Below are 23,398 nucleotides of genomic sequence, written 5' to 3'. Positions count from 1 at the left end.
TCGCCGTGCGCGCCAGGACGCATGATCTTGTCAGCCGCTGACACGGCGCACCTCCCGCGGCGAGCCCAGCAGTGGGAGCTGCAGCACATTCTCTGGCAGCGCTGGTTCCGCCTTGCGCGCGCTGCGGGCGGGGCGGTTGAGCCTACGCCACGCTGCAATGGCGGCGTCTGGATCGGCATGCTTGCTGGTCGACCTGCAGGCGCACTCAACCAGGTGGCCTCCGCCGGCGGAGGCGCAGCGCTTGTCGTGGATGTGGCGCGCGCGGTGGCCGGCGGCGCAGTTCGGCAACCCTTCCGGGTGGCTGATATGTTCCTGGGTCATGTGTCAGCTCCGATGGAAATGCGGGGAATGGCTGGCGCTACACTGGGGTGCATGAGTCAATATGCGAATTCGACGCATGCGGAGTTGTGGCTCCGCGCCAAGGCTGAGGCGGGCGCTCTTCGACAGAGCGCTGACGTTCAGGACTTGGTATTGGCCAAGAGGCCGACGACGCATTGGCAGCGGCAGCAGATCCGAGCCGCCATGGCTCCGGGCGCTGACCGGTCGCTGGCCGATCTGTTGGACGCACTGGCCAGGCAGGTTCACCACGGTGAGCACCTGGAGGGCGATGCGGCGCAACAGCTTCTGGAGCCGGGCGCGACGCTGCTGACTGTGTTCGGCCCGCGGCTCGCGATTGGGCAGAGGAATGCTCGCCACCATGTAGTTCTGGAAGCGGCAAACCTGGTGCTTCGGACGCGAGCGAAGGAGTGGCTCAATGCGGGAAAGTCCGGGGAGACCCGGCATGATCGAGCTATTGCCAGCAATCGCGGCCTGGCGGCCGTGCTGGGCGAGCTTGAGGCGGAGCGGAAGCGCTAGAGCGGTCATGCGAACAGGTCCAGTTGGGCCGGCGCAGCCGGCGGTGGTGCGGGTTCATCACGCAGCAGTTCGGACATTCGGAATGTCACGGCCCACGCGTCGGTATGTCGGATCAGGTATTGGTTCTCCTGGCACACCGAGATCTTCCCCGCCGAGATCAGGTAGCCGGCGTGCGCCGGCCCCGTGAACCCTTCGTACTCGATGCGCAGGATCTGCTCTCGGCGCCAGCCAGCGCGCAGCTTGCGGTCGAGGATCGAGCGGGCGAAGGCGCGCAGCTGATCAGGGCTCATCGCGGCGTTCCTTGGGCGGGATCGGCCCGGTGTGTCGGTAGTCACGGAGCGGGTCGGCAACGAACTTGCCGTTGTCCTGGCGCCGCACGGTGTACTCGGGGAACGCGTCGGCTGGCAGATGGGCGTGGGCTTCATTCATCAGCGCGACGAAGCGCTCCTGCCATTCCAGCGGCATGGACTGGAGAGTTCTGCGAGGAACGACCAGGTATGCGGCGCGGGTCAAGCCAAAGGCATCCCACACGGGGCCATGGGCGTAGGCGGAGTGGATAGACTCGTCTTGATCCTTTGCAGCGGTGAGCAGCTGGTCAGCCATGGGCAGCCGTCTCTGCGCGCTGTGCCAACTCGGCCAGAAAGCCGGGCCACAGATGCTCCCAGAAGCCCTCGGCCTGCGGGTTGGGCACCTTGTAGTCGCTACCACCACCCTCGGAGAACACCTGATAGAACGGCGCATGGCCGTAGACCAGCGACTGGAAGCCGTGCTCGTTGTCGAAGTCGGCGCAGTCGATGGCCTGCAGGAGATCTCTGGCCTCGTCGTGGCTCAGCTCGCGGTTTTTCCGTTCCCGTAGAACCCACTTGATCAGGTTGGCTTTCGCCACTTGGCCGTCGTAGACCTCGGTCTGCATTCCCCACAGCCGGCCGAGGATGTACCCCTTTCCACAGCGACGCAGGAACCTTGCCGCTGGCGCGCCCATGGAACCGAAGAAGGTTCCCACCACACCGAAGGGCGTATTGCAGGTCAGCTGGGCCCAATAGCGGGTGTCACCGTTGCCGTGCCGCTCGCAGCCTTCCACGACGAAGAAGGTGCCATGCTCGCGCGCCTGCTCGTTCTTCACCACGATGTGGGTGATCGTCTGCTCAGCCATTGCCCACCGCCTGGCTGTCGATCGCGTCGATCTGAGCGGCGATCAGCGCGCCAGCACGCACCAGGTCGCGGCGAGCGTCGACTGGCTTCCACCACTCAGGGGCCCAGGGCCAAACGGCGGCGGGCGCGCGCCATGCGATATGGTTGCGGGTGCCGGCTTCCAGATCCATCGCGGCCAGCTGGACGTAGGCGGTTGCTGCCTTGGCCAGCTCGCCGCGCCGGTACTGCTGGTCGCCATCGCGAGTGAAACCCTCTGCCTGCAGCTGGCGCTCTCGCTCGGCGGCGATGGCCTTGACGCCTGTGCCCAGGTCCACGGCCTGCGCGGGGGCGGCGTACAACGGGGATACCGGCCAGCCTTTGGCGCGCCAGCGATCTGCGACGGTGCGGTCGTAGGTTGTCGCGGAGCGGTCGGTGAGGTGATCTTCGGTATACCAGCCAATCGGCTCCCCCACCGGCTGGCGGGCGGCGAGGGCTTCTTCCACCAGCGCAAGCGCAATGCTCAGGCCGGTGACCATACTGCCCTCGATAGTGCCGGTAATTGGCGGGGCAGGAAGGTTTGCCCCCGCTCCTCGCAGTCTCTCTGCGATCACGCGAAGCGCATCCCCCTGACCACCCGGGGAGGGCTGGGCGGAGAGGTATTGCCAAGCGAGCCACGCCTTCGCCGTGACCTCAAAGGCATAGCCACCGAACTTGCCCCGGGCAAGCGGCAGGCCTTCCGTTAGGCCCCAATCCTCAAACCGCGCCCGTTCTGCCTGATCCCCCAGCCTCACCCTACCACCGGGCTGCACGTCCGCCAGGGTCTTGTCGGTGGTCATTTCCCTTCTCCCATTGCGGCGTCGATTCGGTTATCCCACAGCGCGTTCAGCTGCAGGCGGATGACTGGCTCCAGATCTTCGTTGTCGCGCCACGGTTCGTCACGCAGCCACCGATATCGCTCCGCATCCACCCGCAGCGCATCAGCCTCGCGCTCCTTCTCGCAGGACAGTGCCACGGCATCTAGCGCGGCCTTGGCGGCGTTCTGAAGCTCAGCGCGCAGGCGGGCTACCTCTGCCTCGTGGTCGGAGTGGAGGACGAACATCCCATGGCGATTCGACTCCATATATTCATCCGGGCCTGTTGCGTCCCAGCGCTTGATCTCGCTCATCACCAGCCCCCCTGCATGGTCACGAATGGCAGATCGTCGTCGGCGAATTCGTTCTGCGGCGCATTGTCCGTAGCCCTCTGCGGCCGCTCGCGCTGCTCCTGACCGCCTCGGCGGGAGCTTGTGCCCCCTGACTGGCCTTCCTTCTTCTCGCCCAGTAGCGCCACGTCCTTCACGTCCAGCGTCACGTAGGTCTTGCCATCGTGCTCACGGGTGCCGATCTCGCCGACCACTCCCAGGCGATCACCCTTGCGGATGTGTTCGGCCAGCTTCTGTCCGCGCTCACCCCACAGGGTGCAGTCCAGCCACGTGGTCTTCTTGTTGTCGCCCCAGCCCGAATCGACTGCCAGCGCCCAGCTGGTGACGGCCTTGCCTGCCTGAGTGAAGCGGGTGACGGCATCGCGGCCAATGCGGCCTACAGCGGAGAAGTTGTTCATCAGGCGGCTTCCTGTTCGGTAGTGGGGCGGTACTTGGTGAATTCGGCGGACTTCGCTCATGCCTGCATGTCCTTGCTGTTGGTGGAGCGCGCGCTGTGCGCGGCGAGGTGTTCCCAGCGTTCGGCTTCGCCCAGGTAGTACTCGTGGCGTTCCTGCCGGACCGTGGCGGTGAACTGCACGTCGTGCAGTGCGCGCTCGGCGGCGGCGCGGTTGGCCGCTGCCATGCGGGCTGGGTCGTGATCGAAGATGTCGAGCTGGTTACGCACGCTGGACTCCTGGAATGGGTTGCCGGCTGGTGGAACCCGGCCGGCGCGGGTTCCCTGCGCTACAGGGGGAGAGCGCAGGGCAGGGGATCAGTGGGTGTCGTCAGCGATAAGCGGCGCGCGCTGTCGTTCATCGCTGCGGCGCTGCATCTCGGCCTTGAAGGCCGGCCAGCTGGTGCGGAGGTCTTCCCAGCAGCGCCACGCGAAGAACACGGCGCCGATGGAGCAGGCCAGTGCGACCTGGTCGACGTTGTTGCGCAGCGCCCAATGGAGCAGGGAGAGGAGCAGGCCGACGGCGACGGCGCAGAAGAAGGGCAGGGCCAGGTGGCGCATTACTCGGCTCCGCACAAGAAGCCCGGCTCGGCCTCGGCCAGCCACGCGCGCATGGTGGTCATGACGCCGGTGGGCTGCTCGTCCTCGTCGGTCACCGGCACCGGCATATCCAGATCCTGCTCCGATGCCTGATAGGGGTAGCCGTCTGCGGGCGCTTCGCCGCAATCGGTTTCGTACAGTTCGGCGGCGTGCTCGATGGATTCGGCTGCGTAGATGGTCGGCATGTCGTCGACGTAGAAGGCTTTCAGCTGGGTCATGGGGATTGCTCCTGGCGGGGTGATGGGCGGGATGCCAACGGCCATGGCTGCGAAGAAGTCGTGGTCGGTCACGGCACGGCTACCTGCGCAGCGGTCAGGTCGAAGCGCATCGCGCACTGGCCTTGGCAGTCACCGTTCATGGCATCGAAGCGAAGGGCATTGATCTCGCCCATTCGATCTGCAACCGCCGCGCGTACTTCAGCCGCGGATGTGCCGTCCATTCCTGGCATCGCGAGGAGCTGGCGGGTAAGCCAGATAGCCCGATAGTGGCTCGGGATCGCGCGCTGGATGGATGCTCCGCTCGGAAGGTGCGTGATGCCCCAGTCGCCGTACTCAGCCTGGCCGTGGTCAGCCAATAGCAGCGACTCGTCGTCGCTGATCGCGTGGTGGCAGAACAGCGTGCCGATCACAAACCCGGTGAACTGCCGAGCGTTGTCCGGATCGTGGTTCTTCGCGTCGTCGCCGCAGGGCAGGACGATGGTCTGCGCGCTTATCTTCATGCGGCACCGCCTTTGACACGGGCGAGGGCCGTGTCGAGAGCCACCATGGAGTCTTCGCATTCCTTCGACAGCCGGGATCGGTTGATCAAGCTGTTGTCGAGGCCCAATGCGCGGAAAGCTGCAGTGACGCGATCGCCCGCTTTGACCAGCTCAGCGAGCGCATCGCTGCCCTCGCGCAGATCTTCCGTACCGAATCCTTCCTCTTCCAGGTCAGCGATCGCGAGGCGGATGGCATGCATTGCGTCTACGGGGAAGCTCATGCAGCACCTGCCTGCGCGCGCGCTGCACGGCGGGCCGCAGCGACAGCGCCTGCAGCGCTCTTGCCCTGCCGCAGGACGGCATTGGCGGCGATGCTGGCGGCGGCGATGACCTGGTTGGGGAGGAGGCCCCAGCGGCGGCCGGCACGGGCGACGATGCCTGCGGCGGCAGCGGCGCGCTGCTCGTTTGAGTGGTGGGCGAGGAGGGCCATGGCTCAGCACTCCTGCCCGAACAGACGCTGGCCGAAGCCGATGCCTGCCCCGACGGCGAGGGCGCCGAGGGCGTAGATGGTGATGATCAATGCCCACAGGGGCCGTTTGCGGCGCTGCATGGAGGTCTCCGGGAGGTATTCGCGTTTCGGTCGGCCGCAGCTATGCTTCGGCCATGGAATGGACGAACTGGCTGACGCTAGGGATTGCGGTGCTGGGCGCTACGCTCGGCGTGTTCAACGCCGTGTGGCTGATCCGCAAGGACACGGTGCGGATCAGCGTTCGTAGCCGGATGCTGGCCATTACCGTCCCGCAAACAGGTCACGTGGACTACTTCACGATGGCCGTGGAGGTCGTGAACGTCGGGCATCTCCCTGTCACGATCACAGAGGTTGCATTTCAGGATGGGCGATTCGCGAGCGCTCGGTATCCGATCGTGCAAGACCACTTGGGTCTGGTGACCTTGCCCGTCCGATTGGACGCCAGGAGTAGCGTCTCCGTGGCTACGCCTCCTGATTTCGTTGCTGTGGTGGATGCACATCAGGCAACCCACTGCAGCGCAGTCACAGCGTGCGGCGTGAAGGTCGTTTCGAAGATCCGGTGGAAGAAAGGCTGAGAACTGCAGGGCCTCATTCGGGCCGAGTTTGACCACTCGGCACTCAATCTTCCGAACGCGGATGCGCCACAGAACCCATGCGTTGACCGCCATGCCGATGACGGCAAGGGCCAGCGCTGCGTGTTCCAGGTTGATCGGGGCCATGGCTGGGATCTCCTGCCGCCGGCCCCGGGGTGGGGCTTCATGGGCGGCTTGGAGATAGTAAAGCTGTGCTTTAGCCAGAAGTCAAGCGACGCTTTAGGTCGGCAGTAAAAAAAGAGCCCTGGGCGAGGGCCGGGCTCTTTTCGGAAAGGTCACTTGAGTTTGGAGGGATCGTATCCCGACACGTCGAATTCCCAAGCGGGTGAACCTTCTTGGTAGACCTCAGCTTGAATCCTTACAAGGTCTGCAGACCCCATTCTCCGGACGAAGTCAGCGTACCCGAGGATGAACAGGAGCGTTGTCGAGTTGTCGCTCGGACCGGTAGCCTGGTAGGTCCGCGGCTTGTCATTGTCAAACCGGACCAGAACCCTGCATCCGGAATAGCTTCTGCATAGCAGCTGACCGCGCTCGATACTCAGGATCACGTCACTCCCATGTTGGGGGTGCTTTCGAATGGTGAGCGTCGCATGTTGCGGCTGGGAATATGGTCGATCGAACTCGTGGGTGTTGCTGCTCGTCACTTCCGCCGTGGTCCATGGCTTGCCGGTCATGGGATCCTCAGAGGAGCGATAGGCCCATTGTTTTCCCAGATTTGCCTTCCGCACGTCTTCTTCCAGCTGCGGAATCGCCTGCGAAGCTGCTACACCCTCAGACGAGTCCGGGAATGAGGCTACAAGTTCTCTTGCCGTTAGAAGGCGGGCTTCGGCGTAACGGCTAGCGTCGTTCAATTCCGAAAATAGGCGCGCTCTCCTCTGCTCATCGGTCTCGGTGGGAGCGGTCCCTGATGGTTGCCCAGGACTGCTGGCCGTGTGATCGACACGCGGCGAACACATGGCGACCAGAACTACTAGCGCACCAATGAACACAGCTACGGCCCATCCGGTGGCCCATCGACTGCTTGACGGATTGGCTGTTGGAGCCGCAGTGGCCACCGCTTTGGGCCTGTTTGGGTGGCCGCAGTTGGGACACGCCTCGGCTTGATCACTGATCTGCCGCCCACACTCCTCGCACGCGATAAGCGCCACAATATCCCCCTGTTCTGATCCGTCAGTTGAAACGATCAATCCGATTGCGCAGGTACACCTTGCCGCCAATGACAGTGTTCGGTGGCATTGGAAACGCGGGATACAGCCCCGCATTTGCGCTAACTACATACACAGCGTCACCTCGATCCTGCAGGGCTTTAACCTGCTGGCCGTTGCCGGTGTTCAGCAAGTAGATTCCGTCGCCGTCGAATGCCGTGACGCCTGTGTCTACCATCAAGGATTCGCCCGGGTTGATCACAGGGATCATCGAATCGCCGCGACCGGTCACCAGAACCAACCGTCCGGGCGGTGGTACGAAGCCAACTACGGACCGTATGTATGTTGGCGCAAAGTCCATTGCGCGAACGATGTCGGGAAAATCCTCGTTTACTGCCCCGTCCCCCATGTCGGCATCTCCATCCAGCTGCTGGACGCGAACATAGCTATGCACGGTCGCAGGACCGGAGACGGGTGCGGCCGCTTCGCCCATCCCGAAGTGGGATAGAGGCTTTCCAGTCAACTGGGCCAGCTTAGGCAACTTCCGTTTATCGACCTTGCCGGTTCGCAGCCATCCTGACACCGCCTGCTCGGTCACCCCAAAGGAATCTGCAATCCCCTTCTGAGTGAGTTTGGACTCTTCGATGGCCGAGCGAATGGCGGCCGCCATGGCGGAGTTGTCAAGCATTGCTTGATTGTCCAACGAGGCACCCCGCTTTGTAAGAAAGCATCGCTTGACCTCCAACTAAAGCGACGCTTAAGATGGGCGCATGAACCATATCGCTGCCGCCGTAGAGAAAGCGGGAACCGGCCAAGCCGGATTGGCACGCCTTCTTGGGGTATCGCCCCAGGCGGTGAACCAGTGGGTCAACGGCAACAGGCCGGTTCCCCCACGGCACGTTCTTGCTATCGAGAAGGCCACCGGCGTTTCCCGCCACGAGCTTCGCCCCGACGTGTTCGGGCCGGACGCAGCTTCTGAGAGGGCCGAGCACCGGCCGACGGTGGCCGAGCAGATCGGCAGCGAGGTGGACAGCCGGATGAGCAAGCGCGCGCTGCGCGCGAAGCTGGGCGTGGCGAACGACAAGCTTCTGGCCAAGGTGCTGAAGCTGCCGACCGATCAGGTTGAGGGCTGGCCGGAAGAGGGCGCCTTGCCGGCGCTGCCGGAGATCCAGCAGCTGCTGGGCGTCCAGGAACAGCCGCAGGCGCTGCCCGCGCCGCATGACCCCGACGAGAACCGTTACGCGCCCCTGGAGGTTGCCTGACATGCGCACGCTGAAGCGACGACTGGCGATCCATCGCCGGCTGCTGGCGTTCCAGCAGTGGGGTGTGTTGGTGAAGACCTTGGTCTCCGGCAGCGCGGGTGACGCGCTCCGGGCGCCGTAGGCGCCTGTCATCCATGAGTAGTTGATGTCCATGGCGCACATGTTGCGCCGCACGAATGCCTGAAACCACGTTCACGAGAGCCCCGAATGAACATCATCGACGCAGCCCACAAGACCGTGCATGCCTATCCAGGCGGTAGCGAGTCTCTGGCACCGCGCATTGCCATGTCAGCGGCGGTGCTCCGGAACAAGGTCAATCCGAACAACTCCACGCACCACCTGACGCTGGTCGAAGCCAGCGAGGTGATGGGCGTGACCGGTGACTATCGAATCCTGCACGCCTTGGCCGGCGAGCACGGCTACACGCTGAGCAAGATGGAAGGCAGGACCAGCGGCAGCTTGATTGGCGCGCTGCTTGCTGCAGCCGGCGCCAAGGGTGATCTGGCCGAGGTCATCGCCGAAGCGATGGCTGACCAGCGGATCACGCCGAACGAGGCCAGCACCATCGCGCAGCACTGCGCGCGCCTGCAGGAGATCTTTGCCGAGCTTGCTCAGCATGCGGCGAACGCTGCTGCGAGGGATGCGCAATGAACCATCCGGCTCGTTCCAGCGACCTGAGCACCAGCCACGACGCGGCGCACTACGTGGTCTCCAGCGGACTGCAGGCGCATCAGCACGACCAGAGCGCCAGGGCAGTGACGGACAACCCGGGCATGACCAGCAATGAGCTGGCCCAAGCCACCGGCCTAGACCGGTACATGCTGGCCCGGCGGCTGCCTGAGCTGATCAAGGCCGGCCGCGTGTGGCGAGGCCCCAACAAGCCATGCGCGGTCAGCGGACGCACGGCATGCACCTGGTGGCCGGTAGCTCCGGGCCAGAACCTGGCCCTGGGGATCTGACGTGAGCGCACGAGTTACAGGCATGGTCTTCGACCGCTACCCGAACGGCGGCGGCGAGATGCTGCTGGCGCTGGCGCTGGCCGATCACGCGCACGACGACGGCACGCACATCTTCCCGTCGATCGCGCGGCTGGCCGAGAAGACCCGGCAGTCGGAGCGCTCGGTGCAGTACCAGCTGCGCCGCATGGAGCAGTCTGGGTGGCTGGTGCTGGTGAACGCCGGCATCGGTGGCCGTCGCAGCGGGTTCGGTGAAGGCGGTCGTACCCGCCAGTACCGGATCAACCCTGAATGGATGAAGGGTGCAGATATTGCACCCTTTGCAAAGGGTGCAAAACAGGCCTCCGAAGGGTGCAAAACGACGCAGGAAAGGGTGCAAAACAGCGTCGGAAAGGGTGCAACAGCTATTGCACCCGAACCAAGAGCAAACAAAAGCAACCAAGAGCAACCCTCACACCGCGAGTGTGAGCGCGAGGCCGATCCGCTGGCGCTGACCGCCGAGCAGGTCGACCGCGAGCTGGCCGGTTTCGGCAGCACGCCGACCGGCGTCGACCGCGAGCAGCTGGCCCGGTTCGTCCGGCACCGCGCCGCGATCCGCCGCCCGCTGTCAGTCCAGGGCTGGCTGCAGGTGCGCCAGCAGCTGCTGGACCTGATCGCCGCCGGCCACGACCCGAACGAATCCCTGAAGCAGACGATGGCCGCCGGCCTGTCGCTGCCCGTGATCCCTGTCGCCCAGCCATCCGCAGGAGCAACCCATGCAAGCCCTCAACACGGTTCTGCCGACCGCACCGAGCAGCTCGAACAGCAGTTCTACGCCCAACGCCGAGGCGGTGGCCATGGCGGCGGCGCTGGGTTCGGGCCAGGCGATGTCGTCGACGCCGAATTTGCCGTCGTCGGCTGAGCCGCTGAGCGAGGCGCAGTCGGGATACCTGTGGGAATTCTGGAAGCAGATGACGGCCATGTTCCCGGGGAAGTGGGAGCGCGAGAACGGCGCGGCTCCGTTCAAGAAGGACGGCAGCCTGACCATCGCGGCCGGCACGTGGTTCCAGGTGCTGAAGGGCCGCAGCAGGGCACAGCACGCGCGTGGCTTGGCCTGCTGCCTGACCGAGGGTCGGGAGTGGCCGCCGAACCCGCCGAGGTTCCTGACGATGTGCCTGGACATTCCGGTCATGGCGGCGGTGGAGCGGGAGATGGCGCCGGGGCGGCCGCAGAGCGGCTTCACGGTGCTGGTGCGCTCGCTGCTGGACCTGCACGTGTACGCCTCGGCCGACCACGGATCGCAGCAGCGCCGGATGCTGGAGGAGGCCTACACGCGCGCTGTCCAGCATGTGGTCGACGGCAAGCCGCTGCCGCAGCCGGTGCTGGCGATCGAGCAGGAGAAGCACGGGGTGCGGCCGGTGCGTGACCGGGAGTCGGCGCGCGCTGCGATGGAGCGGGCAGCGACCGAGCTGAACTTCGATGGTGACTGAAGCGGAGCTGGCCCAGGCGGAGCAGGCCGGCCGCTGGGCACGCGATGCCTGCCGTAGTCGGGAATCGGCCCCGCGGTACGAGATGGGGCAGGACGGTGTGACGCGGCGGCGCCGCTGGCAGACCGGGTGGGACAAGCGGGACCAGGAACTGAGCGCCGCACGGCGCAGCACGACGAGGAACAGACGCTGATGGACTTCACCAACTACAGCACGCGCAGCAGGTTCGCCAAGGAGATCAACGCCGGTTACTCGGCGCGGCTCAACGGCATGCGCCTGAGCAACAACCCGCACCTGGTCTGGATCGAATGCGAGACCGAGGACGGCGCCAACCGCAGGGCGGGGCCGCTGAGCGAGAAGGCGGAAGCCTGGCAGCACGGCTGGTGGCTGGCCGACCAGGGCGTGCGCTGATGTGGTGGTCGCTTTCGCTTGGCCCGCCTCCTACCCAAGAGGAAAGGGCCCGGATGGAGCTGGCCAAGACCGGCCCGTGCATGGCCTGTCTGGCGCTGCTGCAGCAGCAGTTGCTGGACCCCGAGCTGGTGGTCTACGGCTGCGACTACAACCACGCCAAGAGCGGGAACCTGCGGCGCGGCCACATGTTCGGCTTCGCGCTCTGCAAGTGGCACCACATGCGGCATCCGATGGAGGGGAACACCTTCGCGACGATGCGCCAGATCTACGGCCCGAGCCTGATGGATGGCTCGCGGACCTTCCACGAGACGTACGGCTCCGACGACGAGCTGATTGCAAATCAGACGTACATCAACGAACTGAGGAGTGGCACCAATGGCTAAGCCGACAGGCCTGTCCGACGAGGTCAGGACCATTTTCGAAGCGCGGAAGGGCCAGTCGCTCGGCCACCAGCAGGTGTTCGAGTTGATGGACGTGACCGGCGTCGACAAGACGAAGGAGCGCAACGGCGTCCGCGATGTTCTGACGTGGCTGGTGAGCTGCGGCTACCTGGTGAAGACGGGCGCCCGGGCTACCGCCGCGTACCGCTACAGCGGAAAGGGCACGCGCTTCCACAAGGCGACAGCGGAGGAACTTCGCGAGCGGCGCATCGAGCGCGGCCGAGCCTACCGTGCGCGCAACGGCGCCCAGCCGAAGGCACCGCGCGTGGACAAGATGACCATCAACCGCTCGCGCGTGGCGCTCCTGGCGGACTTGGCGCCGGCGAAGCCGTGGGGAAAGGAGAAGGCGGGCCAGCGGCCGGCCGAGACGGTGGAGCAGTTCCTGGCGCGCGGCGGGCGGGTGCAGCGCCTGACGGCCAGCTGGGAGCAGGCAGCATGAGCTCGCCCACGTTGAAGTCATGCCCTTTCTGCGGTGCACCTGCCCAGATGCTCGGCAGCGCCGACAAAGGTTGGCACGTCTGGTGCACGGGCGACGAAGAGGCTTGCAGCCCTAGCCCGATGACGCATATCGCGTGGTCTCAGTCTGCAGCCGCTGAAAACTGGAACAAGCGAACTGCCACGGTGGTGGACTGGAAGCCTATCGTCGAGGCGCCGCAGGACGGCACGCGGCTGATGCTGTGGGACTCGGTGAGCAAGCGGCCGGTGTTCGGCAGCTGGCGGGGTGAAAACCCCAAGATCACGCACTTTGCAGCCGAGCCGGCTGGCCCGGAGGTGGTCTGATGGACACCGCTTTCCACGTGGGCCAGCTGGTGATGGTGAAGGAAGATCCGGACGTGTTCCCGTTTTGTGGCGAGATCGCACGCGTTTCTGTTCTCGATGTTCCCTGCATGGACGGGATCGGGATGGAGGTGGTCAGCGACCACCTGGGCCGGTTCAAGGGGACCTACGAGCAATTTGAGCCGGTTCCTGCAATCAAAGGGAGGCACTGATGGACGCCATCGAGCAGCGGGCGCGGGAGCTGCTGGCAAAGGTGCATGCCGACGCCGGTTGGACTGGGCTTGCGAACGAGATACGGCTTAACGCCACATTCGACATTGACCATGGCCTTGCCTTGGCGGCGATCCGCGCCGCCCTCACGCTGCCCGAGGGTTACGTGATGGTGCAGGAGACCCAGCTGCGCCACCTCCTGAGCGATGCAATCACCTCGGTCGAGTTCATCGCGGGGCGTGGGCAGTCCAAACCCCTGTCACGTCGTGTCAGTGACCAGGCGTGGGCACTGGTCGAGTCGATGCCCGCGAGAAGGAAGGTGCCGTGATGGCGAGATCTTCGGAGCACGTGTGCGAGCAGGCGGGCTGGCCAAGCCCGAACACGCAGAACGCCTCCCTGACGCTGGCTCTGCAGATGGTGGCCAAGTATGGGCATAGCGTCCCATCGGTAGAGACGTTGCGAGCAGATTTCGGCGTCAGCAGGGCGACGGCATACCGGTGGCGCCGGGCCTTCGTCGAAGCGGTGCAGGCTCATGCAGGCTGACCGCGCGCTGGAGCTGGTGCTGCCCTGGCCGAGCAAGGACCTGTCCCCGAATGGCCGGGTGCACTGGAGCAGGAAGGCCAAGGCCACGAAGCACGCCCGGCAGACGGCGGTGGTGCTGGCGCACGAGGCGGGCTGGCGCGCGCTGCAGCTGCCAGCGGGGAAGCTGCACCTGTGGGTGAGCTTCCATCAGGCGCCGGGCAAGGCACTGCCGGACGACGACAACATGCTGGGGCGGTTCAAGGCATACCGAGACGGAATCGCCCAGGTGCTTGGCATCGACGACAAACGGTTCATCAGCCATCCGGTTGTGAGCAGCGAGCGCCGGCCTGGCGGCCAGGTGGTGGTGCGGATTACGGGCGGGCCGGCGGCGGCCGGCCACTCAACGACAGGGGAACGTGCATGAATCCACGAGAGACGATGGCACGGCTGGGGCCGAGCACGGTGAAGTTCGACATCGGCCGGGGAGGCGGGAAGCCGGACCTGACGAACCAGGACATTGCCGCGGCGCTGGGCATGGTGCCGGCGGGGCTGGGCCGGGAGCTGCTGGAGGCGTGCTGGTGGCCGGATGGCGCCGCGCTGCGCCGACACAAGCTGCGGGACGCGGTGATTGCGCTGGTGACGCCCGAGCTGCAGCGCCAGCAGCGCCGGCTTGCCGAGGCCCGGACGGACCTCGGCCTGGCCGAGGTGTGCATAGGTTGGGGCGGTGCGGCGACGGCAGAGCAGCGGGCGAACCGCGACGCCGCCCAGCAGCGGCTGGGCCGGATTAAGACTCAGTGCTGGCCGATCAGCACACTGGAGTCGCTGCCGACGCTGGCGATGGCGGTGATCAGCGAGATCGCCAAGCGCCCGCACTGTGTGGCCTGTGAGGGTAGGGGCCAGGCGATGGTTGGGGAGCTGCTGGTGCCGTGCAAGATGTGCGGTGGGTCGGGGCTGGGTCCGGTCAGCGACCGGCGTCGGGCTGCCGCTATCGGACGGGACGAGTCGACCTACCGGGCGAAGTGGCGCGGGGTCTACGAGTGGCTGCTGCAGAAGATGACTGAGGCGGAGCAGGAGGCCGCCTGGGCGCTTATGATCGCGCTTGGGAAAGGAGAATCAACGGCGGCGTAATCATGGATAGCAAGAAGCGTAGAAGGGTCTGGGCGGCAGTCCTTGTTGTTGGTGCTGTATGGGCATTTCTCCGGCGACCTACAGTAACGTTAGCCATCGTCTATGCGCTGTACTGCTATTCCGAACGAATCTTCGGTGTGCCGCCACTGAAAATGTATGAGCTGGGCGAGATCGTCGCGTCGAAACCAGAGGCGGCCTTGGCGGCCGCCGGCACTGTCGTGGCTGTGGCCTCGATGCTCGCATTCAAGCGGGTAAAGCGATTGGATCTGGAGCTTGCCGCTGCGGCAGACATATCGCTGGTCTTGAAAGACGGTATGGACATGATGACGAGGTTGCGGGGATTCGCAACCGGCGTGTATGAAGTTCGCCAGTTGCTTCTTCCCTTTGACCCGGAATGCCAAATGGAGCCGGAAGAGGCGCGCCGACGGATGGACGAAATCACGGCGAGGTGGACTGTTCTGCACGCAAAGGTCCCACAGCTGCGAACGGACCAGTCTGAGATGTGGCAGCTCAGCAGTCGGATACTGGATATTGAGCGGCAGCATGGCGTAGTGATCAAGGCAAGGATGTTGGCTCCTTACGCACTGAGCAAAGCTCAACCACTGGCGCTCCAAATGGCAGAGAAGGCTGGCTTTCACCTCCCAGCCGAACAGGATAACGTCGGGTACTACTTGGACTGCCTCGAAGTGTATGGCGGCATTTCAATCCCTGAGTTCTTGGAGGCTGACGAAAAGGTATGGACGAGGTTTCTGGAATACATGGGAGCGGCATCCGCCATCGGGGCATCGTCGATTGCGCTGCCTTCCGCAGTAACTGCCGCGAGGACGGCATGGACGATCGCGCGGCTGCGGGATTGATGCTCCCGCACATCCCGGGGTAAATTCACTACCATCGCGCACGACCCGACCCCGGCCACCCAGCCGGGGTTTTTCATTTCAGGATCCGCCATGGCACAGATCACCCACCAACAAGCTGGCGGCGTGAACGTCGTGGCCTTCCTCGACATGCTGGCTTGGTCCGAAGGTACGGATAATGGGAAGCAGGCCACCAAGGACCGCGGCTATGACGTGATCGTCGGCGGGCAGTTGTTCGAGAGCTACGCCGACCATCCGCGCGTGCTGGTGGACCTTCCGAAGCTCAAGATTCAGTCCACTGCGGCAGGCCGCTACCAGCTGCTGCGCCGCTATTACGACGCGTACAAGAAGACGCTCGGCCTGAAGGATTTCTCGCCGCTGAGCCAGGACCTGATCGCGCTGCAGCAGATCCGGGAGCGTCGCGCGTTGCCGCTGATCCAGGCGGGCAAGATCCCGGAGGCCATCAAGGCGGTCAGCAACATCTGGGCGAGCCTGCCTGGCGCTGGCTACGGCCAGCATGAACAGCAACTTTCCGACCTGTTGGCCGTGTACCGCAAGGCCGGCGGAACGGTGGCGCCGTGACTGAGCCCGTTAGCACTCTAAAAACCATTGTCGGGACGTTCACCGCGGCGGTTGTGGCACCGGCGACGGCTGATGCGCTGAGGGAGGCCGAACGGGTGATCCTCGGCGTGCCGCAGTCCGTGTTGCTGGTTGCCATGGCGGGAGCGCTGATCGGCGTTTTGCTGCTGCCGGAGAAGGACGCGGAGCGGGTAGCCGCTGACGCCAGCCGCCGTCGCGGCCACCGCCTCCTGCAGACCGCCGCGCGCTGGGCTGCCCTGGCCGTGGCGGTCGTGGCCTACGCCATTGTGGCCGCATGGGTCATCGCCGTAGCCGCATCCATCTGGCCGGCGCTGGCGGGCGCCCCGCAGCTGCCTCTGGCCGGCCTGTCCGGCGTCCTGATCCGCCGGCTGCTGCCCGGCTACGTGCGCATGGTGGAGCGGGCCACCGGTGCCATCGGAGGCGAGAAGCAATGAGCGTACTGATTCGTTTCTTTAGCGCGCTGTGGACGCTGATCGTAGGCGCCACAGCCGACGCGCTGCAGTGGCTGAGCAAGCCGGGCAGCAAGGTTAAGGTGGTGTGCGCCGTGCTGGCCTTTGGCTGCATGGTGTCCGGGCTGACTGCCTGGGAGAAGGAGCAGAAGATCCGCGACCTGAGCGCCCAGGTCATCCAGGTCCAGGCCGACTGGCAGGCCGATGCCGCCCGATTGCAGGCCGACGTGGATAGCCGCGATCAGCGACTGGCCGAGGTCGCCGCCGCACTGAGGGCCGAAGCCGAGAATCTGGAAGCGCTCAAGGCAGAGAGCGCGGCAGCACTTCAGGAGCTGGCCGGCAAGATCGAGGCATCCGAGAAGGAGGCGTCCACCTGGCGCGGCCGCTACGAGCAACGACCCGACACCTGCAAGGCAGCACTGGAGCTGCTCGATTCCGCCTGTCCGGCACTGAAGGGGTACTGACATGCGCGTCATCGTGGTTACAACCGCTGCGCTACTGGCAGCGTGCCAGGCCGCACCGACCAAGCAGAACCCGCCGCCAACAGCAGTCATCAAGGTTCCGGTGGCCACCTATGTTCCCATCGACGCCAAGCTGCGCTTGCGCTGCAAGTGGGTGAAAGAGGCGGCGCCGTCTGCCGTGTTCGAAGTGAGCCACGGCCGCAAGCGGTGCCTCGATCTGTACGAGGCACAGTTCGATGCCATTGATCAGGTACAGGGGAAACCTATTCCTTCGGACGGCGGCTGATGCCGCGCCGGGCACCGAAGCACAACGCCATGCCGAGGCGGGCGGTCGTGCACGTGCCGGCCGCAGCAGTGAGGCAGACCACGGCGGAGCGCGGGTATGGCAGCAGATGGCAGCGCGCCCGCGCGACATTCCTGCTGAGGAAGCCGCTCTGCGCAGAGTGCCAGCGAACTGGCCACGTCACTGTCGCAACGGTGGTCGACCACATCACCCCGCACAAGGGCAGCCAGGCGCTGTTCTGGGACACCGACAACTGGCAGCCGCTCTGCAAGCCCTGCCACGACCGGAAGACCGCGACCGAGGACGGCGGGTTCGGGAACTGGCATCGAGGTGTCAGGGCAACCCCGAAATGCGCGCGTGGACGCGAATGAATCGCAACAGCTGCAGATAGGGCGGGGGGAGGGGCAAAAGTTGGGGCGGTTCGCCTCCCTGACCGTGCGCCCAGACGTTTTTATGCACCGTCAGTTGAGAAAAACCATTTTTTCGCGGCCGTGATGCCGCTCCTGGACTACCCATGGCGAACCCGCGTAAACCGACATCGCTGAAAGTGGTGGCCGGCACGGATCGCCCCGACCGCGCGCCGACGGCGCCGGCCGCTGACCTTCCGCTGGTGTCGGATGTTCCACCGGCACCGGATTGGCTGCCGAATGCGCATGCCATCAAGGAGTGGGACCGGCTGGCGCCGATCCTCCACGCGAACAAGCTGCTCACCGAGGCCGGGCTTTCGGCGTTCGGACAGCTCTGCGCTTTGCACGGAAACACCGTGCAGCTGTACGCCGCCGGGCTGGCGCCCGTGGCCTCGATGGTCTCCCAGCTCCGCGGTCTGATGAACGACTTCGGCCTTACGCCGGTTGCCCAAGGCAAGGTGAAGCCGTCGGGGGAGGTCGAGAAGGCGGGGAACGCGTTCGCCAGCAATGGTGCGAAGCGGAAGCCCCGTGCGTGATTACGTTGGCATCGCCACGGCCTATGCAGAAGAGGCCGTAGCCGACAAGAAGGGCCGGAAGTTCGGGAAGTGGGTGCGTCTGGCCGCGAAACGGTTCCTTGCGGACCTGAAGCGAGCGCGGCGGAAGCGTCCGCCGTTTGTTTTCGACGAGTGGCACGCTTGCGACCCGTGCGACTTCATCGAGAAGCTGCCGCACGTCGAAGGAAAGTGGGCGCGGCCTGAGATCGAGCTGCATCGGTCACATGTGTTCTTCGTCGTGCAGCTGTTCGGGTTCCGCAACCTGGACGGCAGCAGGCGCTTCACCTCGGCTCTGTTCGCGGTGGCGCGCAAGAATGCCAAGTCGACCCTGGCAGCAGCGATCCTGCTGTACTGCCAGTGCTGCGAGGAGGAGGAGGGCGCCCAAATCATTTCTGCTGCCACTACCGGCAGCCAGGCACGGATCATCTTCAACGTCGCCAAGAGGATGACGGAGAAGACACCGGACCTGCAGGAAGCTTTCGGCTTGGCATGCTGGGCGAACTCGATCAGCCGGATGGAGACCGGGGCCAGCTTCAAGCCCATCAACGCCAAGGCCAGCACGCAGGACGGTCTGAATCCATCGCATGTGGGCTTGGACGAGATCCACGCCCACAAGTCGGCGGACCTTCTGAACGTACTGACATCGGCTGCCGGCGCACGCAGCAACCCGCTTTGGCTGTACACCACGACCGAGGGATACACGAACCCGGGTCCGTGGGGTGAGATCAGGCAGTTCGCTAAGCAGGTGCTGCAGGGCATCCTGGGCGAGTCGGCCGATCACTTCTTGGTGGTTTTCTTCGCTGTCGACGATGACGACGACGAGTTCGACGAATCAGCCTGGCCGAAGGCCAACCCCCTGATGGACGCGAACCCGCACCTGCTGAAGGCGATACGCAAGGAGGCCGTCGAGGCGCGGCAGATGCCTTCGAAGCTGGCCGAATTCAAGATTAAGCGGCTCAACCGACCGGCCTCCTCGGCCACGGGCTGGGTGGACCTGACGAAGTGGCAGAAGTGCGGCGGCGCCGTCGACCTGGACTGGCTCGCGGGGCAGCCGTGCTGGGGCGCATTCGATCTGGCGAGCACGCTGGATATGACGTCTTGGCGCCTGGTCTGGAAGGTGGACGACGTCTATTACACCTGGGGCCGTCGATTCGTTCCGGAGGACGCGGTGCGGGCGCGTACGGAGCGCGGTGTGGTGCCGTATGCGGGCTGGGTCGCGGCCGGGTTGATTGAGGCGACCGAAGGAGAGGTGACCGACTACAGCGTGGTTGAGGCGAGGATTCGTGAGGATATCGCCCGCTTCGGTCCCCTGGCGATCGGCTATGACCGCTGGAACGCAGCTGAAATTGCGCAGCGCCTCTTGGCCGACGGGCACCCGCTGGTCGAGTTCAACCAGACCACGAAGAACTACCACCCCGCGATGCAGGAGCTGGAGCGGGCCTACATAGGCAAGAAGATCCAGCACGGCAACGACCCAGTCCTGAACTGGTGCGCGTCCAACCTCATCGCATTGAAAGATGGAAACCTGAACATGAAGCCCGACAAGAAGAGGTCGCCGGACAAGATCGATGACATGGCTTCCCTGTTGATGGCGGTGGGGCTGGCTCACGCAGTCGAATCGGTCGAGCCCGGAGTCGATGAGTATCTGGAGAACGGCTTCTTCGGGACGGTGGGCTGACCATGGCCGTGCGCTGGTATAACCCGCTCACTTGGCGCTTCTTCGGCTACACCGATCCACAGACCGGCGACTACCGGGAAGTCGATATGGAAGTCGGCGGCAGGAAAACGAAGGCCGGGGTTAGCATTACGGCAAAGACCGCGATCACGATCCCGATCGTCTGGACCTGCGTCAAGATCCTCTCCGAGTCGGCAGCAGGGCTGCCGCTCAAGCTCTACCAAGACGTTGGCGGAAAGCGCACGCTCGTGCGCGGTGACAGCCCCGCGAACAAGCGCGCCCTTCGCCTTCTCGGAAAGCCGAACCCCTTCATCACACGGCTGAATCTGCTGAAGGCAGTGGTCGTCAACATGGCGCTTCGCGGGAACGCGTTCGTGATCATCGAGCGAAACCGGCAGGGCGAAATGATCGGGTTGATTCCGGTCGCTGCCGACGACGTATGCATCGACACTGACGACGATCTGCTCTACATCGTCGAGCTGAAAGGTCAGCGGATACCCGTGTCTCCGGAGAACATGCTGCACTTCAAGCTGTTCAGTACAGACGGGGTTACCGGTCTGTCTCCATTGGAGTACCAGGCCGAGGCGATGGGCTTGGCCAAGGCCGGCCAGGACTGGTCGGCTCGATTCATGCGCAAGGGCGGTTTCACCGGCGGCTATGTGGTCTACGACCAGTTCCTGACCAAGGAACAGCAGGGTCAGATCATGGAAAAGTTTCCCGATGTCCGAAAGGGCGACGTAGACGATATCGGCAAGATCGCGGTTCTGCAGGGCGGACCCAAGCTGATCCCGGCAGGGCTGAGCCAGAAGGACAGCCAGTTCATTGAGTCGCAGCAGTTCCAGGAAGAGGCGCTAGCTGGCGTATGGGGTGTGCCGCTGTACTTGGCCAACCGCGCCGGCCGTACGTCGATCATGGGCTCCAACCTCGAACAGCAGAACAGTGGCTTCGTGACCTATGGGCTCAAGCCCTACCTCGATGCGATCGAGGATGAGTGGAACGACAAAATTCACCGCGGCACCGAGGTCTTCGTCGAGTTCGTAGTGGAGGGCCTGCTGCGTGGCGATAGTGCTGCTCGCTCGACCTATTACAAGGCTGCGCTTGGCGGGTCCGGCGGGTCGGGCTGGATGTCGATCAACGATGTCCGATTGAAAGAGAACCTTCCGCGCCTCGAGGGCGCGCAGTACGACGCCATCACTCAATGGGAGTCCCAAGGCAATGACCGTCAGCAGAATTGAATGCCCCTTCGAAGTGAAGGAAGCCGACGAGGCCGGGAACTTCGAGGGTTACGCGTCCGTTTACAACAACGTCGATCTCGGCGACGACGTTATTCTTCCAGGTGCGTTCGTTCGCGTGAAGACAACGCGCGGCGGGCGACTGAAGTTGGCGCTGTATCACGACCTGACCAAGCTCATCGGCACGGCCGAGTATCGCGATGATGATCACGGTCTATGGGTTAAGGGAAAGATCAACCTCAATGTCAGCTACGCGCGTGATGCGTATGAGCTGATGAAGGGGGACGCGCCACTTGACTCGATGTCCATCGGATTCAACACGATTGAGGACGCCCAAGAGACACGCGAAGGGCGCCGCGTGAGGGTGATCAAGAAGGCAGAGCTTTGGGAGGCGTCAATCGTCCCCTTTGGAATGAATCCTGAGGCCGAGATTCTGAGCGTCAAGTCTTCGGTCCGGCAGTTTGAGAAGGGCTTGCGTGAACGCATGGGCCTCTCGCAGAAGGAGGCGGCCGCCGTCGCCTCGCTCGGCTTCCCTGCAATCCACCGAGACGGTGCGGATGCGGCCACGGCGACCGTGGACGAGCTGAAGAAACTCGGTAGTTCCATCCAATCCATTTTCGGAGAAAAACCATGAGCGAAGACATCACCTAGGTCCGCGAGTCGCTGGAAACCCAGCTCAAGGACGGTTTCAACGGCCTGCAGAAGAAGTACGACGCAGTCATCGACGACATCCAGAAAGGCAATGCCATTCCCAAGGATGTGAAGGACGCAATCGAGAACACCAAGGGCGAGCTGCAGCGCGTAATTGATAAGGTTCAGGAGCTGGAAGAGAAGGGCGTCAAGGTCCGCGGCCAGCCCGGTGAGGGCAAGTCCTTCATCGACCTGGTGAAGGGCCACGACGAGTACAAGGGCCTGCAGCAAAAGACCGTGCAGCGCGCCGAGATCGAGATCACCAAGGGCGACCTGGCCTCGATGAAGGAAACGAAGGTCACCAGCGCAGGCATCGTGGCACCGAACTACGACCCGACCATCCAGCCGGGCATCCGACAGGAACTGCGCATCCGTGATCTTCTGACTTCCATCCCCGTGTCGGGTCAGCAGTACACCTTCTTCCGTGAGCTGCTGCATACCCGAGGGGCGGCGCCGGTGGCGGAAGGTGGCACCAAGCCGACCAGTAATGTGACGTTCGAGTCGGTGACTGATCGCGTGAAGAAGATCGCCGTCTGGATGCCGGTGACCGACGAGGCGCTGGACGACGTGCCGCAGCTGCTGGGCTACATCCGGGAACTGCTCCGCTACGACCTGAAGCTGGAAGAGGAGGCCCAGATTCTGAAGGGTGATGGCACCGGCGAGAACCTCAATGGCCTCATGACCCAGGCGACCGCGTACAGCGCCGCGTTGACGAAGCCCGGCGACACTCCGATCGACATCGTCCGCCGCGCGATCTACCAGGTGCGCAAGCAGTCCAAGCTCTCTGCGGATGGCGTGGTCATGACTGAACTCGACTGGATGAACATCGAGCTGCAGAAGGACTCGCAGAACCGTTACCTGTTCGCCAACCTGCAGGGTCTGGTTACCCCGGTCCTGTGGGGTCGCCCGGTCATTACCTCCGACAGCATGGACGAGGGCGACGCGGACACTGGTGGCGAGTTCCTCGTCGCAAACTTCGCGCGGGCGGCCACGCTGTTCGACCGTATGTCCTTCCTGTTCAAGATGGGCTTGATCAACGACATGTTCATCAAGAACGAACGCGCGTTGCTGGTTGAAGAGCGCTTGGGTCTGGGCGTGCGTCGCCGGGAAGCTCTCGTCAAGGGTCAGTTCCCGACCACCTGATCCACCGGGGCGTCACAACCTAGGGGTCGGCGCGATGCTGGCCCCCACAAATTGCTGGAGACGGCATGAAGATCAGGACGACATGGGGCTTCATCGGCAACGCCGTGAAGCTCAACGCTGATAGCAACGTGGTGAAGGCCGGTCAGACATTCGATGCGGACGACGAGTACGCCCACACCCTCATCGGGAAGGGCCTTGCCGTGGCGGTGGACGACGACGCGGGGGCCAAGAGCAACAAGGAAGCCAAGCCAAGTGCGGCGCAGAAGGCAAATGCCGAAGGCGACAGGCAGGCCAAGCCCAAGGGCAACAAGGAAGCAAAGCCGGCCTCCACTACCGAGCCGCAGGACAAGGCAAGCGAGGCCCCGTAATGCCAATCACCCTCGACCTCGCTCTGGTCCGCGAGCAGTGCCGTGTCATCGACGAAGTGAGCGACGTGATGCTCCAGTCGTATGTCGATGCGGCTTTGGCTCATGTGCAGATGCATTGTGACCGGGTGCTGGTCGAGGGTGATCCTGCGGACGAGGGCGAGATGAATTTCACGCCCGATGTCCGGCAAGCAGTCCTGGTGCTGGTCGCCCACTGGGTTTCAGTCAGGGAGGCGGTCACCGTGGGGGACAGCGCTGCAAGGGTGCCCCTCGGGTTCGATAGCTTGCTTTGGTATCGGAAGCGCTTCTGATGGCCTGCACTGGCTGCG

General features: G+C 64.3%; 42 protein-coding genes. 28 read left to right on the top strand and 14 right to left on the bottom strand.

Translation table 11 applies throughout. The annotated features are described in order from the left end of the window. Positions 1–30 precede the first annotated feature (30 nt). Positions 31–321: a hypothetical protein gene (locus N5D20_RS13565; RefSeq protein ID WP_279914507.1), complete on the bottom strand. Its 291-nt coding sequence runs from the start codon at positions 319–321 to the stop codon at positions 31–33. 51 nt (positions 322–372) lie between these two features. On the opposite strand from N5D20_RS13565, the gene N5D20_RS13560 reads away from it, so the two are divergent. Beyond that, positions 373–855, top strand: a complete 483-nt coding sequence (locus N5D20_RS13560; RefSeq protein ID WP_279914506.1) for a hypothetical protein — start codon at positions 373–375, stop codon at positions 853–855. 5 nt (positions 856–860) lie between these two features. Here N5D20_RS13560 and N5D20_RS13555 read toward each other — a convergent pair whose 3' ends face one another. From N5D20_RS13555 to N5D20_RS13500, 12 genes are all read right to left on the bottom strand, one after another. After that, positions 861–1,145 (bottom strand): hypothetical protein, encoded by a 285-nt coding sequence (locus N5D20_RS13555; protein ID WP_279914505.1) that lies wholly within the window; start codon positions 1,143–1,145, stop codon positions 861–863. Then, positions 1,135–1,458: a hypothetical protein gene (locus N5D20_RS13550; RefSeq protein ID WP_279914504.1), complete on the bottom strand. Its 324-nt coding sequence runs from the start codon at positions 1,456–1,458 to the stop codon at positions 1,135–1,137. The genes N5D20_RS13555 and N5D20_RS13550 overlap by 11 nt, the downstream gene beginning before the upstream one ends. Further along, on the bottom strand, positions 1,451–2,008 hold the full coding sequence (locus tag N5D20_RS13545) for a hypothetical protein (protein WP_279914503.1): 558 nt from the start codon (positions 2,006–2,008) through the stop codon (positions 1,451–1,453). Before N5D20_RS13545 ends, N5D20_RS13550 begins: the two co-directional genes overlap by 8 nt. Further along, positions 2,001–2,822, bottom strand: coding sequence for a hypothetical protein (locus tag N5D20_RS13540; RefSeq protein WP_279914502.1), 822 nt, complete (start codon positions 2,820–2,822; stop codon positions 2,001–2,003). The genes N5D20_RS13545 and N5D20_RS13540 overlap by 8 nt, the downstream gene beginning before the upstream one ends. Beyond that, entirely contained in the window at positions 2,819–3,151 is a 333-nt protein-coding gene (locus N5D20_RS13535; protein WP_279914501.1) for a hypothetical protein, read from the bottom strand. The genes N5D20_RS13540 and N5D20_RS13535 overlap by 4 nt, the downstream gene beginning before the upstream one ends. Then, positions 3,151–3,585: a single-stranded DNA-binding protein gene (locus tag N5D20_RS13530; protein WP_279914500.1), complete on the bottom strand. Its 435-nt coding sequence runs from the start codon at positions 3,583–3,585 to the stop codon at positions 3,151–3,153. Before N5D20_RS13530 ends, N5D20_RS13535 begins: the two co-directional genes overlap by 1 nt. Positions 3,586–3,641: 56 nt before the next feature. After that, on the bottom strand, positions 3,642–3,851 hold the full coding sequence (locus tag N5D20_RS13525; protein WP_049427091.1) for a hypothetical protein: 210 nt from the start codon (positions 3,849–3,851) through the stop codon (positions 3,642–3,644). A gap of 87 nt (positions 3,852–3,938) precedes the next feature. After that, positions 3,939–4,181, bottom strand: a complete 243-nt coding sequence (locus N5D20_RS13520; RefSeq protein ID WP_279914499.1) for a hypothetical protein — start codon at positions 4,179–4,181, stop codon at positions 3,939–3,941. Next, positions 4,181–4,438, bottom strand: coding sequence for a hypothetical protein (locus N5D20_RS13515; RefSeq protein ID WP_279914498.1), 258 nt, complete (start codon positions 4,436–4,438; stop codon positions 4,181–4,183). Before N5D20_RS13515 ends, N5D20_RS13520 begins: the two co-directional genes overlap by 1 nt. A gap of 68 nt (positions 4,439–4,506) precedes the next feature. Then, positions 4,507–4,938 carry a hypothetical protein gene (locus tag N5D20_RS13510; protein ID WP_262222134.1) on the bottom strand — a complete coding sequence of 144 codons (432 nt, stop codon included), beginning with the start codon at positions 4,936–4,938 and terminating at the stop codon, positions 4,507–4,509. Continuing rightward, positions 4,935–5,198, bottom strand: a complete 264-nt coding sequence (locus tag N5D20_RS13505) for a hypothetical protein (protein WP_279914497.1) — start codon at positions 5,196–5,198, stop codon at positions 4,935–4,937. Before N5D20_RS13505 ends, N5D20_RS13510 begins: the two co-directional genes overlap by 4 nt. Continuing rightward, positions 5,195–5,407: a hypothetical protein gene (locus N5D20_RS13500; protein ID WP_279914496.1), complete on the bottom strand. Its 213-nt coding sequence runs from the start codon at positions 5,405–5,407 to the stop codon at positions 5,195–5,197. The genes N5D20_RS13505 and N5D20_RS13500 overlap by 4 nt, the downstream gene beginning before the upstream one ends. 173 nt (positions 5,408–5,580) lie before the next feature. On the opposite strand from N5D20_RS13500, the gene N5D20_RS13495 reads away from it, so the two are divergent. Next, complete coding sequence (locus tag N5D20_RS13495; protein WP_279914495.1) at positions 5,581–6,021, top strand: hypothetical protein; 441 nt, start codon at positions 5,581–5,583, stop codon at positions 6,019–6,021. 1,188 nt (positions 6,022–7,209) lie between these two features. On the opposite strand, the gene N5D20_RS13490 is transcribed toward N5D20_RS13495, so the two are convergent. Beyond that, the gene (locus N5D20_RS13490) at positions 7,210–7,872 is read right to left on the bottom strand and encodes a helix-turn-helix transcriptional regulator (protein ID WP_279914494.1); all 663 of its coding nucleotides are present in this window, start codon (positions 7,870–7,872) and stop codon (positions 7,210–7,212) included. Positions 7,873–7,954: 82 nt separating this feature from the next. On the opposite strand from N5D20_RS13490, the gene N5D20_RS13485 reads away from it, so the two are divergent. The 26 genes from N5D20_RS13485 (at position 7,955) to N5D20_RS13365 (ending at position 23,380) form a co-directional block, all read left to right on the top strand. Beyond that, on the top strand, positions 7,955–8,446 hold the full coding sequence (locus N5D20_RS13485) for a helix-turn-helix domain-containing protein (RefSeq protein WP_279914493.1): 492 nt from the start codon (positions 7,955–7,957) through the stop codon (positions 8,444–8,446). A gap of 207 nt (positions 8,447–8,653) precedes the next feature. Further along, a complete protein-coding gene (locus N5D20_RS13480) occupies positions 8,654–9,097 on the top strand; it encodes a phage regulatory CII family protein (RefSeq protein ID WP_049469831.1) in 444 nt (147 codons plus the stop codon). Then, entirely contained in the window at positions 9,094–9,405 is a 312-nt protein-coding gene (locus N5D20_RS13475; protein WP_279914492.1) for a winged helix-turn-helix domain-containing protein, read from the top strand. Before N5D20_RS13480 ends, N5D20_RS13475 begins: the two co-directional genes overlap by 4 nt. A gap of 22 nt (positions 9,406–9,427) precedes the next feature. Next, complete coding sequence (locus N5D20_RS13470; RefSeq protein WP_279914491.1) at positions 9,428–10,303, top strand: helix-turn-helix domain-containing protein; 876 nt, start codon at positions 9,428–9,430, stop codon at positions 10,301–10,303. After that, positions 10,239–10,871, top strand: a complete 633-nt coding sequence (locus N5D20_RS13465) for a hypothetical protein (protein ID WP_279914490.1) — start codon at positions 10,239–10,241, stop codon at positions 10,869–10,871. Before N5D20_RS13470 ends, N5D20_RS13465 begins: the two co-directional genes overlap by 65 nt. A gap of 189 nt (positions 10,872–11,060) precedes the next feature. Continuing rightward, positions 11,061–11,279 carry a hypothetical protein gene (locus N5D20_RS13460; protein WP_279914489.1) on the top strand — a complete coding sequence of 73 codons (219 nt, stop codon included), beginning with the start codon at positions 11,061–11,063 and terminating at the stop codon, positions 11,277–11,279. Beyond that, on the top strand, positions 11,279–11,662 hold the full coding sequence (locus N5D20_RS13455; protein ID WP_279914488.1) for a Ref family recombination enhancement nuclease: 384 nt from the start codon (positions 11,279–11,281) through the stop codon (positions 11,660–11,662). The genes N5D20_RS13460 and N5D20_RS13455 overlap by 1 nt, the downstream gene beginning before the upstream one ends. Then, a complete protein-coding gene (locus tag N5D20_RS13450) occupies positions 11,655–12,158 on the top strand; it encodes a hypothetical protein (RefSeq protein WP_279914487.1) in 504 nt (167 codons plus the stop codon). The genes N5D20_RS13455 and N5D20_RS13450 overlap by 8 nt, the downstream gene beginning before the upstream one ends. After that, the gene (locus tag N5D20_RS13445; protein WP_279914486.1) at positions 12,155–12,499 is read left to right on the top strand and encodes a Lar family restriction alleviation protein; all 345 of its coding nucleotides are present in this window, start codon (positions 12,155–12,157) and stop codon (positions 12,497–12,499) included. The genes N5D20_RS13450 and N5D20_RS13445 overlap by 4 nt, the downstream gene beginning before the upstream one ends. After that, positions 12,499–12,708, top strand: a complete 210-nt coding sequence (locus N5D20_RS13440; RefSeq protein WP_279914485.1) for a hypothetical protein — start codon at positions 12,499–12,501, stop codon at positions 12,706–12,708. The genes N5D20_RS13445 and N5D20_RS13440 overlap by 1 nt, the downstream gene beginning before the upstream one ends. Next, entirely contained in the window at positions 12,708–13,034 is a 327-nt protein-coding gene (locus N5D20_RS13435; protein WP_279914484.1) for a hypothetical protein, read from the top strand. The genes N5D20_RS13440 and N5D20_RS13435 overlap by 1 nt, the downstream gene beginning before the upstream one ends. 204 nt (positions 13,035–13,238) lie before the next feature. Continuing rightward, the gene (locus tag N5D20_RS13430; protein ID WP_279914483.1) at positions 13,239–13,652 is read left to right on the top strand and encodes a hypothetical protein; all 414 of its coding nucleotides are present in this window, start codon (positions 13,239–13,241) and stop codon (positions 13,650–13,652) included. Continuing rightward, positions 13,649–14,356 (top strand): hypothetical protein, encoded by a 708-nt coding sequence (locus tag N5D20_RS13425; protein WP_279914482.1) that lies wholly within the window; start codon positions 13,649–13,651, stop codon positions 14,354–14,356. Before N5D20_RS13430 ends, N5D20_RS13425 begins: the two co-directional genes overlap by 4 nt. Before the next feature lie 2 nt (positions 14,357–14,358). Further along, positions 14,359–15,213, top strand: a complete 855-nt coding sequence (locus N5D20_RS13420; RefSeq protein WP_279914481.1) for a hypothetical protein — start codon at positions 14,359–14,361, stop codon at positions 15,211–15,213. 90 nt (positions 15,214–15,303) lie between these two features. Further along, positions 15,304–15,792: a glycoside hydrolase family 104 protein gene (locus N5D20_RS13415; RefSeq protein ID WP_279914480.1), complete on the top strand. Its 489-nt coding sequence runs from the start codon at positions 15,304–15,306 to the stop codon at positions 15,790–15,792. Then, positions 15,789–16,244 (top strand): hypothetical protein, encoded by a 456-nt coding sequence (locus N5D20_RS13410; RefSeq protein ID WP_279914479.1) that lies wholly within the window; start codon positions 15,789–15,791, stop codon positions 16,242–16,244. The genes N5D20_RS13415 and N5D20_RS13410 overlap by 4 nt, the downstream gene beginning before the upstream one ends. After that, complete coding sequence (locus N5D20_RS13405; RefSeq protein ID WP_279914478.1) at positions 16,241–16,723, top strand: hypothetical protein; 483 nt, start codon at positions 16,241–16,243, stop codon at positions 16,721–16,723. The genes N5D20_RS13410 and N5D20_RS13405 overlap by 4 nt, the downstream gene beginning before the upstream one ends. 1 nt (position 16,724) lies before the next feature. Continuing rightward, entirely contained in the window at positions 16,725–17,006 is a 282-nt protein-coding gene (locus tag N5D20_RS13400) for a hypothetical protein (protein ID WP_279914477.1), read from the top strand. Then, entirely contained in the window at positions 17,006–17,374 is a 369-nt protein-coding gene (locus N5D20_RS24725) for an HNH endonuclease signature motif containing protein (RefSeq protein ID WP_343239048.1), read from the top strand. Before N5D20_RS13400 ends, N5D20_RS24725 begins: the two co-directional genes overlap by 1 nt. 143 nt (positions 17,375–17,517) lie before the next feature. Then, complete coding sequence (locus tag N5D20_RS13395; RefSeq protein ID WP_279914476.1) at positions 17,518–17,946, top strand: hypothetical protein; 429 nt, start codon at positions 17,518–17,520, stop codon at positions 17,944–17,946. Beyond that, positions 17,939–19,642, top strand: a complete 1,704-nt coding sequence (locus tag N5D20_RS13390) for a terminase TerL endonuclease subunit (RefSeq protein ID WP_279914475.1) — start codon at positions 17,939–17,941, stop codon at positions 19,640–19,642. The genes N5D20_RS13395 and N5D20_RS13390 overlap by 8 nt, the downstream gene beginning before the upstream one ends. A 2-nt stretch (positions 19,643–19,644) precedes the next feature. Continuing rightward, on the top strand, positions 19,645–20,874 hold the full coding sequence (locus N5D20_RS13385; protein ID WP_279914474.1) for a phage portal protein: 1,230 nt from the start codon (positions 19,645–19,647) through the stop codon (positions 20,872–20,874). Beyond that, positions 20,855–21,505 (top strand): HK97 family phage prohead protease, encoded by a 651-nt coding sequence (locus N5D20_RS13380; protein ID WP_279914473.1) that lies wholly within the window; start codon positions 20,855–20,857, stop codon positions 21,503–21,505. Before N5D20_RS13385 ends, N5D20_RS13380 begins: the two co-directional genes overlap by 20 nt. A 29-nt stretch (positions 21,506–21,534) precedes the next feature. Beyond that, positions 21,535–22,704 (top strand): phage major capsid protein, encoded by a 1,170-nt coding sequence (locus tag N5D20_RS13375; protein ID WP_279914512.1) that lies wholly within the window; start codon positions 21,535–21,537, stop codon positions 22,702–22,704. A gap of 65 nt (positions 22,705–22,769) precedes the next feature. Further along, a complete protein-coding gene (locus N5D20_RS13370) occupies positions 22,770–23,072 on the top strand; it encodes a hypothetical protein (RefSeq protein WP_279914472.1) in 303 nt (100 codons plus the stop codon). Further along, entirely contained in the window at positions 23,072–23,380 is a 309-nt protein-coding gene (locus tag N5D20_RS13365; RefSeq protein WP_279914471.1) for a head-tail connector protein, read from the top strand. The genes N5D20_RS13370 and N5D20_RS13365 overlap by 1 nt, the downstream gene beginning before the upstream one ends. Positions 23,381–23,398: the final 18 nt, after the last annotated feature.

The sequence above is a fragment of the Stenotrophomonas sp. GD03877 genome (genome assembly GCF_029840555.1).
GTDB lineage: Bacteria > Pseudomonadota > Gammaproteobacteria > Xanthomonadales > Xanthomonadaceae > Stenotrophomonas > Stenotrophomonas geniculata.
This window is presented reverse-complemented; position numbering and strand designations above follow the sequence as displayed.